Genomic DNA, 16,181 nt, shown 5'->3' on the forward strand with positions numbered 1-16,181 from the left:
GCCGGGGTGGCCTCGGTGGGCGGCAAAGGAGGCAAGTAACCGGTGTTGATGACTGAAACGATGCGCTGGTTCGGCCCATCCGACCCCGTGACGCTGAAGGATATCCGACAGGCCGGCGCCAGCGAGGTCGTCACCGCGCTCCACGAGGTTGCCAACGGCGCGATCTGGCCGCGCGAGGCGATCGCCGCGCGCAGGCAGGAGATCGAGGCGTCGGGCCTGGGCTGGACGGTCGTCGAGAGCCTGCCGGTGCACGAGGGGATCAAGACCCGCGCGAAGGACTGGCACGAGCTGGTCGAGCGCTATCGCGAGAGCCTGGTCAACCTCGCCGCATGCGGCATCACCACCGTCACCTACAATTTCATGCCGGTGATCGACTGGACCCGCACAGACCTTGCCTGGGAGCTGCCGGACGGCGCGCTGGCGCTGCGGTTCGAGATCGAGGCGGCGGCGGCCTATGACCTGCACATCCTGCGCCGCACGGGCGCCGAACGCGACTATCCGCCTGCCCTGGTCGAGCGCGCGGCGCGACGGTTCCACGCGATGAGCGACGAGGACCGCGATCGGCTCGAACGCACGATCATCGCCGGGCTGCCGGGCAGCGAGGAGACCTTCACCGCCGATCGGTTTCGCGACGCGCTTGCACAATATGACGATGTCGACGCCGACGCGCTGCGCGCCAATCACGTCGCCTTCCTGGAGGCGGTGTGCCCGCTGGCGGACGAGCTCGGGATCCGTCTCGTCGTCCACCCGGACGACCCGCCGTTCCCGCTGTTCGGCCTGCCGCGCGTGGTGAGCACCGAGGACGATGTCGCGACGCTGTTCGCGCGCGTTCCCAACCGGTCGAACGGCCTGTGCTTCTGCGCGGGGTCGTTCGGCGTGCGCCCCGACAACGACCTGCCGGGCATGATCGATCGGCTGGGCGACCGGATCGGCTTCCTCCACCTCCGCTCGGTCCAGCGCGAGGGCGAGGGCACCTTCCACGAGGCGGCCCATCTCGAGGGGGACGCCGGCATGGTCCGGCTCGTCGCGGCCATCCACGCGCTGCAGCAGCGCGAAGGCCGCTCGATCCCAATGCGGCCTGACCATGGGCACCAGATGCTCGACGACCTCACCAAGACGACGCTGCCCGGCTACTCGCTGCTCGGCCGCATGCGCGGCCTGGCCGAGCTACGCGGAGTCGAGCGCGGCATCGCATACGCGACCGCCGCTGCCGAGCGCCTGGTCACCGCATGACGATGAGCGCGACAGATCCGAACGAGGCGACACGCCCGGCCCCGGCCTCCGCGGGCGGCAACGTCCGCTGGATCATCTGCGCGCTGCTCTTCTTCGCAACGACGATCAACTACATCGACCGGCAGGTGATCGGCATCCTCAAGCCGACGCTCCAGGCCGAGCTCGGCTGGTCCGAGATCGACTATGGCATGATCGTGTTCTGGTTCCAGGCGGCCTATGCGATCGGCTTGCTCGCCTGCGGACCGCTGATCGACCGCATCGGCTCGAAGCTCGGCTATGCCGCGGCGATCGGCGTGTGGAGCCTAGCCGCGCTCGCCCATGCGCTGGCGCGCAGCCCGGGCGGCTTCTCGCTGGCGCGGTTCGCGCTCGGGCTGGGCGAGGCCGCCAACTTCCCCGCGGCGATCAAGTCGGTCGCCGAATGGTTTCCGAAGAAGGAGCGGGCGCTCGCCGCCGGCATCCTCAACGCCGGCGCCAATGTCGGCGCGATCGCGACGCCGATCATCGTGCCGTTCATCGCCATCCGCTACGGCTGGCAGGGCGCGTTCATCGTGACGGGGCTGCTCGGCTTCGTGTGGCTGGTCGCCTGGCTCGCCTTCTATCGCGCGCCGGCGCGGCATCCCCGCGTGTCGTCCCAAGAGCTCGCCTATATCAACGCCGACGACGCCACCGACGCCGCACCCGCCCCGATCCCGTGGCCCGCGCTGTTCCGCCACCGCGGCACCTGGGCGTTCGCCACAGCCAAGTTCCTGACCGACCCGGTGTGGTATCTGTTCCTGTTCTGGTTGCCCGACTTCTTCGCCAAGCGGCACGGGCTCGACCTGACCAGCTTCGGCCCGCCGCTGATCGCGGTCTATCTGCTGGCCGACGTCGGCAGCATCGGCGGCGGCTGGCTGTCCTCATGGCTCATCAAGCGCGGCTACAGCGTCAACGCCGGACGCAAGCTGGCGCTACTCGCCTGCGCGCTGGCGGTATTGCCGGTCTTCTTCGCGAGCGTGGTCTCCAGCCTTCTCGCCGCAGTCGCGATCCTCGGCGTCGCTGCCGCCGCGCATCAGGGATGGTCGTCGAACCTCTACACGATGGTGTCGGACACTTTCCCGCGCGGTTCGGTCGCGTCGGTGATGGGGATCGGCGGCGCGGCGGGCGCGGTCGGCGGGATGATCATGGCCCGCTACGTGGGGCAGGTGCTCGAGACGGTCGGCAGCTATCTCCCGGTGTTCCTCTGGGCGGGCACGGCCTATCTGGTCGCGCTTCTCTTGGTCCAGCTCCTCGTGCCGCAGCTGGATCGAGCGGCACCGGCGGCTGGTGAGGTTTAGCTCCGATCACGATAGCGTCGCGGGATCGAAGGCTATAATCCGCCGCAATGATCGAACCGCTCGTGCCGACTGTTCCACCTGTGCGAGCGACGCGCCGGCCGCCCTGGCTGCTGATCGCCGGGGCGCTGGTCGCCGGCGCCCTCTGGCTTCTGTTCCGGCTCGGATCGGAGGTGCGTGCCGGCGAAGCGATGGCGCTCGACCGCAGCCTCATGCTCGCGATGCGCGTGCCCGGTCATCCGGAGCTCCCGGCCGGCCCGGCATGGCTCGCGGGCGCGATGGGCGACGTGACCGCGCTGGGCGGCGCGACGGTGCTGACCGGCGTGGTCGTGCTGACGATCGTCTTCCTAGCGCTCAAGCGGCTGTGGCGGCCGGCGCTGCTCGTGCTGATGGCGTCGCTGTCGGGCAGCTGGGCCGTCTCCGCGCTCAAGGCCGGTTTCGCGCGGCCGCGGCCGACGCTGATCGATCATCTGGTGGAGGTGAGCAACGCGAGCTTCCCCAGCGGTCATGCCGCCAACAGCGCGATCATCTACCTGACGCTCGCCTCGCTGCTGTTCCCGGTGGTTCGTGAGGCGCGGATCCGCGTGTTCGTGCTCGCCGTCGCCCTGCTGCTGACCGGCGCGATCGGGATCAGCCGCGTCTACCTCGGCGTGCATTGGCCGAGCGACGTGCTCGCCGGATGGCTGTTCGGTGCGCTTTGGGCGCTGATGTGGTGGTGGATCGAGGCGCGGCTGCTGCGGCGGCGGTTGTGAAGGCGTGAAGAGAAGAAGAGTTGGTTCACGCGGAGACGCGGGGGACGCAGAAATGTCTCGCCTGTAGCTCCGTCTTGCGTCAGCGAGACCATTCAACCTGTAGCAAGTGACGAGTCTGAAGGCCGCTGGTGCGGCTGAGCGTGCGGCAGGCGACGTGATCTCTGCGTCCTCCGCGTCTCCGCGTGAACCAAGTCTTCTTCTTCTCGCCACGCCCCCGCGAAGACCGTTAACCCCGTTCCGCCAGCTTGCGCTCCCAAGCCAGCGCATCCTTGACGATGCCGTCGAGGTCGGCGTGCTGCGGACGCCAGGGCAGGGTGGCGAGGATCGCGCTGTTGTCGGCGACCAGCGCGTCGGGATCGCCGGGGCGGCGGCCTTCGAGGCGGCGCTCGATCCTGAGGTTGGTGACCCGGTCGACCGCATCGAGCACCTCCAGCACCGAAAAGCCGCGGCCATAACCGGCGTTGAGCGTGTGGCTCTTCCCGGGCTCGGCGATCAGCAGCTCCAGCGCATGGACATGCGCCGCGGCAAGATCGGTGACGTGGATATAGTCGCGCACGCCGGTGCCGTCGGGGGTCGCGAAGTCGGTGCCGAACACGCTCACCCCGTCGCGCTTGCCGATCGCCGCCTCGACCGCGACCTTGATGAGGTGGGTCGCCCCCGCGGTCGACTGGCCCGAGCGGCCCTTGGGATCGGCGCCGGCGACGTTGAAGTAGCGGAGCGCCGCGTAGTTGATCGGATGCGCCGCCGCGACGTCGCGCAGCATCGCCTCGGTCATCAGCTTGGACATGCCGTAGGGGTTGATCGGCACGGTCGGGTCGCCCTCGGCGACCGGCACCTTCTCCGGGATGCCGTAGGTCGCGGCGGTCGACGAGAAGATGAAATGCCGTACCCCGCTCGCCACCGCGCTCTCGATCAGCGACCGGCTCGCCGCGGTGTTGTTGCGATAGTATTTGAGCGGATCGCTGACCGATTCCGGCACCACCACCGATCCGGCGAAGTGCATGACCGCGCGGACGTCGTGCTCGCGCATCACGTCGCGGACCGCCGGATCCTCGACCGCCATCCGGACGAAGGTGGCGCGCGGGTCGACCGCCCAGTCGAAGCCGGTGACGAGGTTGTCGATCACGACAACGCGGTAGCCCGCGTCGGCCAGCGCCAGCACCGCATGGCTGCCGATATACCCCGCACCGCCCGTCACCAGCACCGCGCCGTCCATCGTCGCCCTTTCACGTTTGCGTTGCGCCCGGCCATCCGGGCAATCATTGCCCGAGCGCCATGGCACCCCTATCTCGCCCGTCAAGCCGCCCAGCCGAGGAGCCAGCGATGCCCGAGCCGTCCAGATATGCAGGACGTTGCCTTTGCGGGGCAGTCCGTTTCGAAGCCGAGATCGCCGAGCCGGAGATGGGCGCCTGCCATTGCGGCATGTGCCGCCGCTGGTCGGGCGGCGTGTTCCTGGCGGTCGAGGCCAAGGCGGTCGATGTCGCGGACCCCGGCGCGCTGAGCTGCTATGTCTCCTCGGAATGGGCCGAACGCTGCTTCTGCACGACCTGCGGCAGCACGATGTTCTGGCGGTCGAAGGATGGGGAGCACATCGCCGTCTCGGTGCAGGCGTTCGACAACCCTGGCGATTTCGCCTTCACCTCCCAGATATTCATCGACGAGAAGCCGTCGACCTACAGCTTTGCCGAACGGACCCGGAACCAGACCGGCGCGGAGGTCTTCGCCGCGTTCGGGGCCGGCGACGGCGCGTAACGAAAGGAACCATGCCATGACGACGGAAACCGCAACGCTCGCCGGCGGCTGCTTCTGGTGCACCGAGGCGGTGTACAAGGACGTGATCGGCGTCGAGAGCGTCGAGAGCGGCTATATCGGCGGCCATGTCGACCATCCGACCTACAAGCAGGTGTGCGGCGGCGACACCGGTCATGCCGAGGCGATCCGGGTGACCTTCGATCCGGCGCAGGTGAGCTACGACGACCTGCTCGACATCTTCTTCGCGACGCACGATCCGACGACGCTCAACCGCCAGGGCAACGACATCGGTACGCAATACCGCTCGGCGATCTTCCCGCATTCGCCGGAGCAGGAGGCGGCGGCGCGCGCCGCGATCGAACGCAACCAGGCGAACTGGCCCGACCCGATCGTCACCGCGATCGAGCCGCTCGGCACCTGGTGGCCCGCCGAGGACTATCACCAGCAATATTGGGAAGGCGAGGGCCAGCGGAATCCCTATTGCCTGGCGGTGATCCCGCCCAAGCTCCAGAAGCTCCGCAAGAGCTTCGCCGCGCGGTCGAAGGCGCTGACGAACGCCTGATCCTATCCCGTTCGCCCTGAGCCTGTCGAAGGGCTGTCCTTCTTCTTTGGAAGAAAAGGACGGTGCTTCGACAAGCTCAGCACGAACGGAAGAGGGTCACTCCGCCGGAAGCGCCTCGCCCTCGACCGGCGGGCGCGTCGCCGCTTCGGCGCCGAGCGCCTTGTAGACGATCCCGCCCAGCACGCCGCCGACGATCGGCGCCACCCAGAACAGCCACAGCTGGCCGAGCGCCCAGCCGTCGACCACCAGCGCCGGCCCGGTGCTGCGCGCCGGGTTGACCGAGGTGTTGGTGACGGGGATCGAGATGAGGTGGATCAGCGTCAGGCACAGCCCGATCGCGATCGGCGCGAAGCCGGCCGGCGCGCGGCCGTCGGTCGCGCCCAGGATCACCAGCAGGAAGATGAAGGTCAGCACCACCTCGATGGTGAAGCCCGCGGCCAGCGAGAAATGCCCCGGCGAATGCTCGGCGAAGCCGTTGGCGGCGAGGCCCTTGGTCGCCAGATCCCAGCCCGGCTGACCCTGCGCGATCAGAAGCAGCAGATAGGCCGCGATCGCCGCGCCGATCACCTGCGCGACCACGTAGAGCGGGATGTCCTTCGACGGAAACCGCCCGCCGGCCCACAGGCCGACGGTGACCGCCGGATTGAGATGGCAGCCCGAGATATGGCCGATCGCATAGGCCATGGTCAGCACGGTGAGCCCGAAGGCCAGCGATACGCCCAACAGGCCGATGCCCACGTCCGGAAAGGCCGCGGCCAGCACCGCACTGCCGCATCCGCCGAACACCAGCCAGAATGTCCCGATCAGTTCCGCAAGTCCACGCTGCACATTGGTCATGGCATTTCTCCTGCGTTCCCCCGACTCACGCGGGTGGGCGCAGTCTATGCGTCGTTGCGGACGTGTAAAGAATCGCGCGGATGTGCCGCGCGGCGCAGGCGATCGTTGATCGCGACGCCGATTCCCGCGGCAGGAATCGGCGCGACGGCGATGGCAGGCGAGGGGCTCGCATCGGCGCGGTGGAGCTCGTCGAATAGCCGGGCGGCCGCCTCGACCGGATCGCCCGAGGCGGAGAGGGTGGCGTCCCCCACGACCGGGCCGAAGCCGATCAGCCATTCACCGTTGCGCCGTTCGGTCGCGTCGAGACGAAGGGGCTTGGACGGTGCGTAGTGACTTTCGAGTTGGCCAGGAGCTGCAACGTGCCCCGGCGAAGGAGCATCGGGCTGCGTCGTGACTGGGCCCCGGCCTTCGCCGGGGAACAGTTCCTCTTCGGCGATCGGTCCGGGACGGAGCACCGTCCTTCCCATCACGATCGTCGACTCGATCCCGGCCTCGGTCGGCCCGTCGTCGATCACCAGCGGAATGCGCCCGCCGAGGCTTGCGACGACATGCTCCGCCCGCGTCGGGCTGATGCTCCCGCTCGCATTGGCGGACGGCGCCGCCAGCGGCTTGCCCGAAGCTCGCAACAGGCCCTGCATCGCCCGATGACGCGGCACCCGCACCGCCACCGTCGAGAGCCCGGCGGTGACGAGGCTCGCCACCGCCCCCTCGCGCACCGGCAGCACCAATGTCAGCGGTCCGGGCCAGAACCGCTCGGCCAGCGCCCGCGCCTCGCCGTCGAACACCGCGATCGCCTCCGCCGCTGCGAGGTCCGGCACATGCACGATCAGCGGATTGAAGCTCGGCCGTCCCTTGGCCGTATAGATGCCCGCCACCGCCCGCGAATCGGTGGCGTCGGCGGCGAGTCCGTAGACCGTCTCGGTCGGCACCGCGACGCATCCGCCCGCGCGAATCACCGCCGCGGCCTCGGCGATGGCCGCCTCGCCGTAGGGTAAGGTCCGCGTGTTTGGCGCGCTCATGCGCCTGCGGCTATAGCCTCGGCGGACAAGCAGCAAGCGAGAGGATCATGCCCTTCACCCCCGCCGTCGCCGAGCAGCGCTTCGTGCTCGACCATGTCGCCCGCATCGGCGAGCTCGGCGTCGACCACGACATCCTCGACGCGGTGCTGGAAGGGGCGGGCCAGTTCGCCGCGGGCGAATGGGCGCCGCTCGACACCATTGGCGACACCATTGGTGCGAAATGGACCGAGCGGGGCGTGGTGATGCCGGAGGGCTATGCGGCGGCCTACAAGGCCTATGTCGAGGGCGGCTGGGGCACGATCGGCTCGCCGGAGGCGTTCGGCGGCCAGGGCCTGCCCTTCTGCCTCGCCGCCGCCGTGCTGGAGACGCTGGGCAGCGCCAATATGGCATTCGCGCTGGCGCCGACGCTGACCGTGGGCGCGATCGAGGCGCTCACCCACCACGGCACGCCCGAGCAGCAGGCGCGCTACCTGCCGAAGCTCGCGACCGGGGAATGGACCGGCACGATGAACCTCACCGAGCCGCAGGCCGGCAGCGACGTCGGCGCGCTCCGCACCCGCGCCACCCCGCGCGGCGACGGGACGTTCAGCATCCAGGGCACCAAGATCTTCATCTCGTTCGGCGACCACGACATGGCCGACAACATCGTCCACCTCGTCCTCGCCCGCACGCCCGACGCGCCGCCCGGCACCAAGGGGCTGTCGCTGTTCCTCGTCCCCAAATACCGCCTCGACGCCGGCGGCCATCCCGGCGAGCCCAACGACGTGCGCGTCGTCTCGATCGAGCACAAGATGGGCCTCCACGCCTCGCCGACCTGCGTGCTGTCGTTCGGCGACAACGGCGACTGCGTCGGCGAGCTGATCGGGGGCGAGCTCGGCGGCATCCGCGCGATGTTCACGATGATGAACAACGCCCGCCTCAACGTCGGCCTCCAGGGCGTGCAGGTCGCCGAGCGCGCGACGCAGAAGGCGGTGGAGTACGCCCGCGAGCGCATCCAGTCCGCGCGCGCCTCGGCGCCGGGGGCGGGGCCGGTCGCGATCGTCGAGCATCCCGACGTCCGCCGGATGCTGATGCGGATGAAGGCGCAGACCCAGGCCGCCCGCGCGCTGGTCTATCTCGCCGCCGCCGAGGTCGACCGCGCCGCGCGCGGCGACGCCGAGGCCAAGGCGCGGCTCGACCTGCTCACCCCGCTCGCCAAGGCGCACGGCACCGATCTCGGCAACGAGGTCGCGAGCCTGGGCATCCAGGTCCACGGCGGCATGGGCTATATCGAGGAGACCGGCGCGGCGAAATATTTCCGCGACGCCCGCATCACCCCGATCTACGAGGGCACCAACGGCATCCAGGCGGCGGACCTCGTCGGCCGCAAGCTCGGGCTCGACAACGGCGGCGTGCTGGCGCGACTGGTGGCGGACATGCGTGCCGAGGCCGAGGCGCCGGCGCTCCGCGGGCTGATCGATGCGTGCGAGCAGGCCGCCCGCACGCTGCTGGCAGCCGAGATCGACGACCGGTTGGCGGCGAGCTATCCGTTCCTGACGATGCTCTCGGTCGCCGTGTGCGGCTGGCTGGTGGAGCGGCAGGGCCGTGTTGCCGCGGGCAGCGAGGAGCCGTTCCTGCGGATGAAGACCGCGACGGCGCGCTTCTACGTCGAGCAGATCGTGCCCGAGGCGCTCGGCCTCAAGGCCGCGGCGACGGCGAAGGCGGATGCGCTGTATGCGGTCGACGCGGAGACGTTCGCCGCTTAGCTCGATTGCGGACAACACTAAATTTCGTCACCCCGGACTTGTTCCGGGGTCCACCGGGCAACCAACGCGGGTTTCGAGAATCGGGCTGGAGCCTCGACACCTATGCTTGTGGAGGAGTGGATGCCGGAACAAGTCCGGCATGACGCTTAAGGTGCGGTTCCTTCGCTCCTCTGGATCACGGCCCAGCGAACCGCACGTTCCCCTCCGCATCGATCGGCCAGCTCGGATTCCACGCGATCTCCCACGCATGGCCGTCGGGATCGGCGACATAGCCGCGCACGCCCCCATGCGGCGGCGCCTCGGCCGGCCGCAGCAGCCGCCCGCCGGCCGCGACCAGCCGGTCGATCAGCGGCGCGACCGCGTCCTCGCTCCCGACATTATGCGCGAGCGCGAAGGCACCGGGGCCGGGCCCCGCCTGTTCCTGCCGATCCTCGTCGAGCGCGGTGCCTCGCCATATGCCGAGCACGATCCCGTTGAGCTGATAGAAGGCGATCTCGTCGTTCTCGAACACCGGCTGCCAGCCGAAGCCTTCGACATAGAAGCGGCGCGAGCGGGCGCCGTCTGCGGTGCCGAGCGTGATGACTGAAACATAGGGCTGAACCATCGGCCTCTCCTTCGTCGCCCCATCTCAGTAGCTCGCCGACTCCCGCCAGTAGTCGGTGCCGCCGTCGACGGCATGACGGTCGATCTCCGCCAGCTCCTCGCCGGTGAAGTCCAGCCGCGCCGTCGCATCCAGCGAATTGTCGAGCTGCTCGACCGTGCGCGCGCCGATCAGCGCCGAGGTGACGCGCGGATCGCGCAGCGCCCAGGCGATCGCCATCTGCGCGAGCGTCTGGCCGCGCCGCTCGGCGATGGCATTCAACGCGCGGATGCGCGCGAGGTTCTCCGCGGTCAGCACCTCCTTGCCGAACGAACCGCCGCGCGCCGCGCGCGTGTCCTCCGGAACGCCGTTCAGGTAACGCGAGGTGAGCAGCCCCTGCGCGAGCGGGGAGAAGGCGATGCAGCCGGTGCCCAGCTCTTCCAGCGTATCGAGCAGCCCATTCTCGATCCAGCGGTTGAACATCGAATAATTGGGCTGGTGGATGAACAGCGGCACGCGCTCCTCGGCGAGGATGCGGGCAGCCTGCCGGGTCAGCTCGGGCGAGTAGCTGGAGATGCCGACATAGAGCGCCTTGCCCTGCCGGTGGAGGTGCGCGAGCGCGCCCATCGTCTCCTCGAGCGGGGTCTTGGGATCGACGCGGTGCGAATAGAAGATGTCGACATAGTCGAGCCCCATCCGCCTCAGCGACTGGTCGAGGCTGGCGATCAGATACTTCCGGCTGCCGCCGATGCCGCCATAGGGCCCCGGCCACATGTCCCAGCCCGCCTTGGTCGAGACGATCAGCTCGTCGCGATGGGCCGCGAAGTCGCCGGCCATCATCCGGCCGAACATCTCCTCGGCCGATCCGTAGGGCGGGCCGTAGTTGTTGGCGAGATCGAAATGGGTGACGCCGCGGTCGAAGGCGCGGCGCAGGATCGCGCGGCCGGTCTCGAACACGTCGACCCCGCCGAAATTCTGCCACAGCCCTAGCGAGATCGCCGGCAGGTCGATGCCGCTGCGGCCGCAGCGGCGATAGGGCATCGCGCCGTCATAGCGATCGGAGGCGGGGACGTAGGTCATCAGGCGCGCTCGGACAGATAATAGCGGTCGGTTGGCCTGAGATCCGCGTCGAGCTCATAGACCATCGGCTGCCCGGTCGGGATCTCCAGCCCGGTGATCTCCGCGTCCGAGATGCCCGACAGATGCTTGACCAGCGCGCGCAGCGAGTTGCCATGCGCGGAGATCAGCACGCGCTTGCCCGCCCGCAGCTCCGGCGCGATCCGCTCCTCCCAATAGGGGAGGACCCGCGCGATGGTGTCCTTGAGGCTCTCGGTCTGCGGGATCGGCACGCCCTTGTAGCGCTCGTCCTTGGCGAGGTCCCACGGCGAGCCCTCCTCCGGCAGCGGCGGCGGCACGTCGAAGCTGCGGCGCCACAGCTTGACCTGCTCGTCGCCGTGCTTCGCCGCGGTCTCCGCCTTGTTGAGGCCGGTCAGCCCGCCATAGTGGCGTTCGTTGAGCTTCCAGCTCTTCTCCGTCGGCAGCCACAGCCGGCCCATCGCCTCCAGCGCCAGGTTGAGCGTCTTGATCGCCCGCGTCTGGAAGCTGGTGAAGGTCAGGTCGAAATCGAGCCCCGCCGCCTTCATCGCCTCGCCCGCGTCCCAGGCCTCCTTCTCTCCCAGCTCGGTCAGGCCGACGTCCCACCAGCCGGTGAAGCGGTTCTCCAGGTTCCAGGCCGACTGGCCATGGCGGATGAGCACGAGCTTGGGCATGTGAACTCCTTGAGAGTGGGGCCTACCCCAACCCCGTTCGGGCTGAGCTTGTCGAAGCCCTGTCCTTTTTCTTTCCCGGCGCGCTGATAGGAAGAAAGGCAGCCCTTCGACAAGCTCAGGGCGAACGGTTGAAGGGGAATTGGGCCGGTTCGACCTTCAATCCTCCCCCGCCAGGGGGAGGGGGACCGCCGAAGGCGGTGGAGGGGGAGGACGGCGACTCGTTATCGGCGTGCTTCCTCCCCCTCCGTCACGCTTCGCGTGCCACCTCCCCCTGGCGGGGGAGGATTAATGTCGACCGGCCCTAAACCTCGTCGATGAATCCGGCGAGCGTGTCGAGGCAGGCTTGTCCCAGCCGCTTCGACCGCTCCGGCGACCAGCCGAACTCGGCGTCCGGATTCGGATCATGGTCCTTGAACGGCATCTCCAGCGTCATCGCCACCGCGCCGTAGCGTTCGGCGAGCTGGTTGGTCGACATGCTGAGATTGGCCTTGCCCGGCGCGGCCTTCTCATAGCCCTTCTCGATCTGGAACTCGGGCGTCGCCGCCGCCAGCCGACGGGCATATTCGTAGAATTTCTCGCCGAGCGCATCGGTCCAGCCGGGGATGCCTTCGAAGCCGGCGAGGAAATTGGCCGGGATCGCCTCGTCGCCGTGCACGTCCATCGCGAAGTCGACGCCGGTCTCGTCCATCGCATCGCGCACGCACAGCACTTCGGGGCTCCGCTCCAGGCTCGGCGTATGCCATTCGCGGTTGAGGTTCACGCCGGCGGCGTTGGTGCGCAGGTGCCCGCGGAAGCTGCCGTCCGGGTTCATGTTGGGCACGACGTGCAGCGTCGCCTTCTCGCGCAGCGCCCGCGCGGTCGGATCGCTGAGGTCGACCAGCTTCTCGAGCGCGCCTTCCATCCACCATTCGGCCATCGATTCGCCGGGATGCTGGCGGGCGTAGAGCCACACCTGCTTGGGTCCCTCGCCCATGCGCAGATAGTCGATCGCGCGCCCGTCGAGGCTCTGCCCGAGCTCGCGATGGGTGACGCCGGGCTGCAGCGCGATGCGTGCGACCAGATCGTCGTGCCGCTCCATCGAATAGGGCGCGAAATAGGCGAACCAGGCGAGCTCGGTGTCGAAGCGGTGCGTCCAGGTGAGGACGCCGTCCAAGTAACTGGTGTCCGGCGCCATCCGCCACGCGATGCGGTCGGTCGACACGCGTGCCTTGTACCCCGGCCAGCCGAACGGATAGGCCGATCCGGCGCAGTTGACGATGCGGAACGTCAGCGTCCGCCCGCGCGCGCCGGCAACGCGGAAGTGGAACCACTGGTAGAAATCGGAGAGATGGTCGCGGACGATCTCGAGGTCGACGCGGTCGCCCTCCTGCCCGACCACGCGAATGTTGCCGCTGTCGAACGCGGCCGAGATCTGGATGGTCATGGCACGCTGATAGTGATGCCCGACTCTCCAGGGAACCCCTTGAACAATGCGGCGGCGAGAATGTCGGCGGTCGAATCGGGCTGGCCGGCGCGTTCGATGCCCTGGCGCCGGGCGCGCCCTTCCCAGATCGTCGTCCCGTCGCTGCGTCGGCGCAGCTGCACCGCCAATTCGGTCGCGAGGATCGCGCGTCGCTTGCCGCGGCCGATGCCGGTGGCGGTGCTGATCCCGCCGCCGACCCCGGTGCGGCGGCCGAAGCTGGCGCCGCCGATGCCGAGGCCGATGGAGAAGGGCGGCGGGCTCTCGACATAGCCGGCGTCGGTCCGGCGAAAGGCGACCGCGGCGATATATTGCGAGGTCGATCCCTGCGGCGCTGGCTGGAAGCCGAGCTTGGCGAGCTCGCCCGCCACCGCGTCGGCATAGAGCTGGTATTCGGGGCTGACCGTCTGGTTGGTCGACAAGGGCTCCACCGTCACCGTGCCTGCCGCGATCGGTTGGCCGAGGTGGTAGCGGGTGACCTCGCTGGGGCCGCCTCGGCCGCCGCCGGTGGTCGCGCAGCCGGCCAGCGCCGCTGCCAGGATCAGGATCGCCGCACGCTTCGTCATGGCACGCTCACCGATTGGTTGGAGTCACCCGGGAAATTCCGGAACAGCGCCTGAGCCAGCTTCGGCGCGACGGTCGCGGGGGCGTCATTGCGGGTTCCCGCCACCTGCGCCGTGCTCGCGCTGCCCTCCCACGCCGGCTGGTCCTCGCCGCGCCGGATGATGCGGACCCGAAGCTCCGTCACCACCAGATTACCCACGCGCGACTTGTCGGAGGGCAGGGCGACCCCCAGCGTGGCGCCGACGCCCCGGCTCATCCCGCCGCTCGTCGCGCTCGCGCCGTCGACCGGCACGTCCGATGTCACCGCCCCGCGGGCGGCGCGCGTCAGCGTCACGCTCGCCACATAGCGGCCGTGGCCGGCGCCGGGCAGGGCGGTGAAGCCCTTGTCGATCAGCGCCTGCTCGACCGCATCGGCGAACACCCGGTCGGCGGTGGAGGGCCTTTCCGCCGACAACTCGATGGAGACGGTGCCGGGCGTCACCGGCGCGGCTTCCGCCGCCTGGGCCGGCGCCAGCGCCGCGCTCGCCGCAGCCAACATGGTCAGCAAACCCATAACGCTCCTGCCTCCACGGGCGCGGGCGCGCCTGGGGATCAACCGTTACGCCTGCGTCCCCGTTCCCTCAAGTGCCTAGGGCCTAGGCGGCAGGACGAAAAGTGCTCCGATAGGCGAACAGTCCCGGCGTGCCGCCGGTCATCACGAACAGCACATGCGATCCGGGCGCGAACGCGCCGTCGCGCACCGCCGCGAGCAGTCCGGCGAACGCCTTGCCGGAATAGACCGGATCGAGCAGCAGCCCCTCGGCCCGCGCCATCAGCCGCACTGCCTCGACCATGGCATAGGTCGGAATGCCGTAGCCCGGCCCGCGTTCGTCGCCGATCACGTCGACGGCCTCCTCGTCGATGACGGCATGCGCGTCGATCAGCGCCAGCGTCGCCCGGGCCTTGTCGATCGTCGTGCGGCGGCTCGCCTCCTCGTCGGCGAGCACCGCATAGGAGGTCACCACCGCCGGCGATCGCCCGAGCGCCGCATAGCCGGCGGCGAGCCCCGCATGGGTCCCGGCGCTGCCGTTCGCGACGATCACGCGGTCGAACTCGACGCCCAGCTTCTCGGATTGTCGAACGATCTCGTCGGCGCAGGCGGCATAGCCCAGGCATCCGACCGGCGATGATCCGCCGGACGGCGCGACATGCACCTTGCGCCCCTCGCGCCGGAGCGTCGCGGCGCGCTCCTCGGCATAGGCGAGCGAATCGGCCGAGCCCGGCAGGTCGTGGATGGTGGCCCCGAACAGCTCGTCGAGCAGGACGTTGCCATTCTCGGTATAATCCGCCTCCTCGCGCGGCACGCTGCGCGTCAGCACCAGTTCCGCGGCAAGCCCGACCCGCGCCGCCGCCGCGGCGCTGAGTCGCGCATGGTTCGACTGGCGCGCGCCGACGGTGATGAAGGTGTCGGCGCCGTCCGCGATCGCTGCCCCCAGTAGGAACTCGAGCTTGCGCAGCTTGTTGCCGCCGCCGCCGATCGGCGTCAGGTCGTCGCGCTTGGCGTAGAGGGCGACGCCCTTCGCCGCCTCGCCCAGCGCCTCCTCGATCCGGTGCAGCCGCTGGATCGGCGTCGGGCCGTCGATCAGCCGGGTGCGGGGGCGGTTGCGAAGGGCGGCCTCCAGGTCCATGCGACATCCTCGTGCTGGCGTTTCGCTGCAGATGCGCCTTGCATGGGCGTTGCACAACCGTCCCGCCCCGCCTTGACTTGTCGGGGTCGCGCCGCTAGGCGGGCGCCTCATTTTTCCAGCGAACATCGCCAGGCACGAAACGGGATCGGTCATGAAGATCGTGAATTCACTGAAGTCGCTCAAGGATCGGCATCGCGACAATCGCGTGATCCGCCGCCGCGGGCGCATCTACGTCATCAACAAGACCAACCGCCGCTTCAAGGCCCGCCAGGGCTGAGTCGTGGGGGACAGGGTCCGCGCCGTCATCTTCGATGTCGGCAACGTCCTGTTCCACTGGCATCCGCGGTTCCTCTACGAGCGCCTGATCGAAGACGATCGGGCGCTCGACGCGTTTCTGCGCGACGTCGTCACCCATGAGTGGCATTTCCAGCACGACGCCGGCCGCCCCTTCGCCGAGACCTCGGCCGAGCTCGTCGCGCGCTTCCCCGAGCACGAGCCGCTGATCGCCGCCTGGGGCGAGCGCTTCACCGATTCGATGGACCGCCCGGTCGCCGGGATGCTCGAGCTGGTGCAGGAGCTGGACGAGGCCGGCGTCCCGCTGTTCGCGATCACCAATTTCTCGGGCGAGTTCTTCCCTCAGGCTCGCAAGCGCTGGCCGGAGACCTTCGACCGCTTCCGCGACATCGTCGTCTCGGGCGACGAGAAGCTGCTGAAGCCCGATCCTGCCATCTACCGCCTCGCACTCGCCCGCTTCGGCCTGGAGCCGGGCGAGGCGCTGTTCGTCGACGACAACGCCGCCAACGTCGAAGGCGCGAGGGCGGTCGGCATCCACGCCGTGCTGTTCACCGACGAGCCGGCGTTCCGGGCGGAACTCGGCCGGGTGGGGTTGCTTGTCTGAACGGCTTTCCGTGTGTACATTGTGTGCACGGAGA

General features: G+C 69.2%; 18 protein-coding genes. 8 read left to right on the forward strand and 10 right to left on the reverse strand.

Translation table 11 applies throughout. From position 1 onward, the window contains the following. The first annotated feature begins 48 nt into the window (after positions 1-48). From uxuA to LZK98_RS05580, 3 genes are read left to right on the forward strand one after another with little or no spacing between them, the layout of a single operon-like run. Positions 49-1,233 carry a mannonate dehydratase gene (gene uxuA / locus LZK98_RS05570; RefSeq protein ID WP_233785411.1) on the forward strand — a complete coding sequence of 395 codons (1,185 nt, stop codon included), beginning with the start codon at positions 49-51 and terminating at the stop codon, positions 1,231-1,233. A 2-nt stretch (positions 1,234-1,235) separates the two neighbouring features. Beyond that, positions 1,236-2,546 carry an MFS transporter gene (locus tag LZK98_RS05575; RefSeq protein ID WP_233785412.1) on the forward strand — a complete coding sequence of 437 codons (1,311 nt, stop codon included), beginning with the start codon at positions 1,236-1,238 and terminating at the stop codon, positions 2,544-2,546. 47 nt (positions 2,547-2,593) lie between these two features. Further along, complete coding sequence (locus LZK98_RS05580; RefSeq protein ID WP_233785413.1) at positions 2,594-3,295, forward strand: phosphatase PAP2 family protein; 702 nt, start codon at positions 2,594-2,596, stop codon at positions 3,293-3,295. 226 nt (positions 3,296-3,521) lie between these two features. Here LZK98_RS05580 and galE read toward each other — a convergent pair whose 3' ends face one another. Continuing rightward, complete coding sequence (galE, locus tag LZK98_RS05585; RefSeq protein ID WP_233785414.1) at positions 3,522-4,511, reverse strand: UDP-glucose 4-epimerase GalE; 990 nt, start codon at positions 4,509-4,511, stop codon at positions 3,522-3,524. Between the two features lie 107 nt (positions 4,512-4,618). Here galE and LZK98_RS05590 point away from each other — a divergent pair, with 107 nt between their 5' ends. Next, a complete protein-coding gene (locus tag LZK98_RS05590; protein WP_233785415.1) occupies positions 4,619-5,047 on the forward strand; it encodes a GFA family protein in 429 nt (142 codons plus the stop codon). A gap of 16 nt (positions 5,048-5,063) precedes the next feature. Continuing rightward, positions 5,064-5,609: a peptide-methionine (S)-S-oxide reductase MsrA gene (gene msrA, locus LZK98_RS05595; protein WP_233785416.1), complete on the forward strand. Its 546-nt coding sequence runs from the start codon at positions 5,064-5,066 to the stop codon at positions 5,607-5,609. 96 nt (positions 5,610-5,705) lie between these two features. Here msrA and aqpZ read toward each other — a convergent pair whose 3' ends face one another. After that, on the reverse strand, positions 5,706-6,446 hold the full coding sequence (aqpZ, locus tag LZK98_RS05600; protein ID WP_233785417.1) for an aquaporin Z: 741 nt from the start codon (positions 6,444-6,446) through the stop codon (positions 5,706-5,708). A gap of 44 nt (positions 6,447-6,490) precedes the next feature. Continuing rightward, positions 6,491-7,465 carry an L-threonylcarbamoyladenylate synthase gene (locus LZK98_RS05605; RefSeq protein ID WP_233785418.1) on the reverse strand — a complete coding sequence of 325 codons (975 nt, stop codon included), beginning with the start codon at positions 7,463-7,465 and terminating at the stop codon, positions 6,491-6,493. 47 nt (positions 7,466-7,512) lie between these two features. On the opposite strand from LZK98_RS05605, the gene LZK98_RS05610 reads away from it, so the two are divergent. Then, positions 7,513-9,210 (forward strand): acyl-CoA dehydrogenase, encoded by a 1,698-nt coding sequence (locus LZK98_RS05610; RefSeq protein WP_233785419.1) that lies wholly within the window; start codon positions 7,513-7,515, stop codon positions 9,208-9,210. A gap of 175 nt (positions 9,211-9,385) precedes the next feature. Here the strand turns inward: LZK98_RS05610 and LZK98_RS05615 are convergent, their stop codons facing one another. The 7 genes from LZK98_RS05615 to LZK98_RS05645 all read right to left on the reverse strand — a co-directional run bounded on the left by LZK98_RS05615 (position 9,386) and on the right by LZK98_RS05645 (position 15,249). Continuing rightward, positions 9,386-9,814 (reverse strand): VOC family protein, encoded by a 429-nt coding sequence (locus LZK98_RS05615; RefSeq protein WP_233785420.1) that lies wholly within the window; start codon positions 9,812-9,814, stop codon positions 9,386-9,388. A gap of 24 nt (positions 9,815-9,838) precedes the next feature. Next, positions 9,839-10,870: an L-glyceraldehyde 3-phosphate reductase gene (mgrA, locus tag LZK98_RS05620; RefSeq protein WP_233785421.1), complete on the reverse strand. Its 1,032-nt coding sequence runs from the start codon at positions 10,868-10,870 to the stop codon at positions 9,839-9,841. Further along, positions 10,870-11,559 (reverse strand): 2,3-diphosphoglycerate-dependent phosphoglycerate mutase, encoded by a 690-nt coding sequence (gpmA, locus tag LZK98_RS05625; protein WP_233785422.1) that lies wholly within the window; start codon positions 11,557-11,559, stop codon positions 10,870-10,872. The genes mgrA and gpmA overlap by 1 nt, the downstream gene beginning before the upstream one ends. Positions 11,560-11,860: 301 nt before the next feature. Next, positions 11,861-12,982 carry a M14 family metallopeptidase gene (locus LZK98_RS05630; protein WP_233785423.1) on the reverse strand — a complete coding sequence of 374 codons (1,122 nt, stop codon included), beginning with the start codon at positions 12,980-12,982 and terminating at the stop codon, positions 11,861-11,863. Then, the gene (locus LZK98_RS05635; protein ID WP_233785424.1) at positions 12,979-13,584 is read right to left on the reverse strand and encodes a DUF4136 domain-containing protein; all 606 of its coding nucleotides are present in this window, start codon (positions 13,582-13,584) and stop codon (positions 12,979-12,981) included. The genes LZK98_RS05630 and LZK98_RS05635 overlap by 4 nt, the downstream gene beginning before the upstream one ends. Then, on the reverse strand, positions 13,581-14,135 hold the full coding sequence (locus LZK98_RS05640) for a DUF4136 domain-containing protein (protein ID WP_233785425.1): 555 nt from the start codon (positions 14,133-14,135) through the stop codon (positions 13,581-13,583). The genes LZK98_RS05635 and LZK98_RS05640 overlap by 4 nt, the downstream gene beginning before the upstream one ends. 82 nt (positions 14,136-14,217) lie before the next feature. Next, complete coding sequence (locus tag LZK98_RS05645) at positions 14,218-15,249, reverse strand: D-cysteine desulfhydrase family protein (protein ID WP_233785426.1); 1,032 nt, start codon at positions 15,247-15,249, stop codon at positions 14,218-14,220. Between the two features lie 151 nt (positions 15,250-15,400). Between LZK98_RS05645 and ykgO the strand changes: the two genes are divergently transcribed. After that, positions 15,401-15,526 carry a type B 50S ribosomal protein L36 gene (gene ykgO / locus LZK98_RS05650; protein ID WP_055755695.1) on the forward strand — a complete coding sequence of 42 codons (126 nt, stop codon included), beginning with the start codon at positions 15,401-15,403 and terminating at the stop codon, positions 15,524-15,526. Positions 15,527-15,529: 3 nt separating this feature from the next. Then, positions 15,530-16,147, forward strand: a complete 618-nt coding sequence (locus LZK98_RS05655) for an HAD family hydrolase (protein ID WP_233785427.1) — start codon at positions 15,530-15,532, stop codon at positions 16,145-16,147. Positions 16,148-16,181: the final 34 nt, after the last annotated feature.

Source organism: Sphingomonas cannabina (assembly GCF_021391395.1).
Classification (GTDB): Bacteria; Pseudomonadota; Alphaproteobacteria; order Sphingomonadales; family Sphingomonadaceae; genus Sphingomonas; species Sphingomonas cannabina.

Coding starts and splice junctions, on each gene's coding strand:
- LZK98_RS05640 (WP_233785425.1), bottom strand. CDS start 14,135: ATGGGTTTGCTGACCATGTTGGCTGCGGCGAGCGCGGCGCTGGCGCCG.
- ykgO (WP_055755695.1), top strand. CDS start 15,401: ATGAAGATCGTGAATTCACTGAAGTCGCTCAAGGATCGGCATCGCGAC.
- LZK98_RS05645 (WP_233785426.1), bottom strand. CDS start 15,249: ATGGACCTGGAGGCCGCCCTTCGCAACCGCCCCCGCACCCGGCTGATC.
- mgrA (WP_233785421.1), bottom strand. CDS start 10,870: ATGACCTACGTCCCCGCCTCCGATCGCTATGACGGCGCGATGCCCTAT.
- uxuA (WP_233785411.1), top strand. CDS start 49: ATGACTGAAACGATGCGCTGGTTCGGCCCATCCGACCCCGTGACGCTG.
- LZK98_RS05580 (WP_233785413.1), top strand. CDS start 2,594: ATGATCGAACCGCTCGTGCCGACTGTTCCACCTGTGCGAGCGACGCGC.
- LZK98_RS05590 (WP_233785415.1), top strand. CDS start 4,619: ATGCCCGAGCCGTCCAGATATGCAGGACGTTGCCTTTGCGGGGCAGTC.
- aqpZ (WP_233785417.1), bottom strand. CDS start 6,446: ATGACCAATGTGCAGCGTGGACTTGCGGAACTGATCGGGACATTCTGG.
- LZK98_RS05635 (WP_233785424.1), bottom strand. CDS start 13,584: ATGACGAAGCGTGCGGCGATCCTGATCCTGGCAGCGGCGCTGGCCGGC.
- galE (WP_233785414.1), bottom strand. CDS start 4,511: ATGGACGGCGCGGTGCTGGTGACGGGCGGTGCGGGGTATATCGGCAGC.
- gpmA (WP_233785422.1), bottom strand. CDS start 11,559: ATGCCCAAGCTCGTGCTCATCCGCCATGGCCAGTCGGCCTGGAACCTG.
- LZK98_RS05605 (WP_233785418.1), bottom strand. CDS start 7,465: ATGAGCGCGCCAAACACGCGGACCTTACCCTACGGCGAGGCGGCCATC.
- LZK98_RS05575 (WP_233785412.1), top strand. CDS start 1,236: ATGAGCGCGACAGATCCGAACGAGGCGACACGCCCGGCCCCGGCCTCC.
- LZK98_RS05615 (WP_233785420.1), bottom strand. CDS start 9,814: ATGGTTCAGCCCTATGTTTCAGTCATCACGCTCGGCACCGCAGACGGC.
- msrA (WP_233785416.1), top strand. CDS start 5,064: ATGACGACGGAAACCGCAACGCTCGCCGGCGGCTGCTTCTGGTGCACC.
- LZK98_RS05610 (WP_233785419.1), top strand. CDS start 7,513: ATGCCCTTCACCCCCGCCGTCGCCGAGCAGCGCTTCGTGCTCGACCAT.
- LZK98_RS05630 (WP_233785423.1), bottom strand. CDS start 12,982: ATGACCATCCAGATCTCGGCCGCGTTCGACAGCGGCAACATTCGCGTG.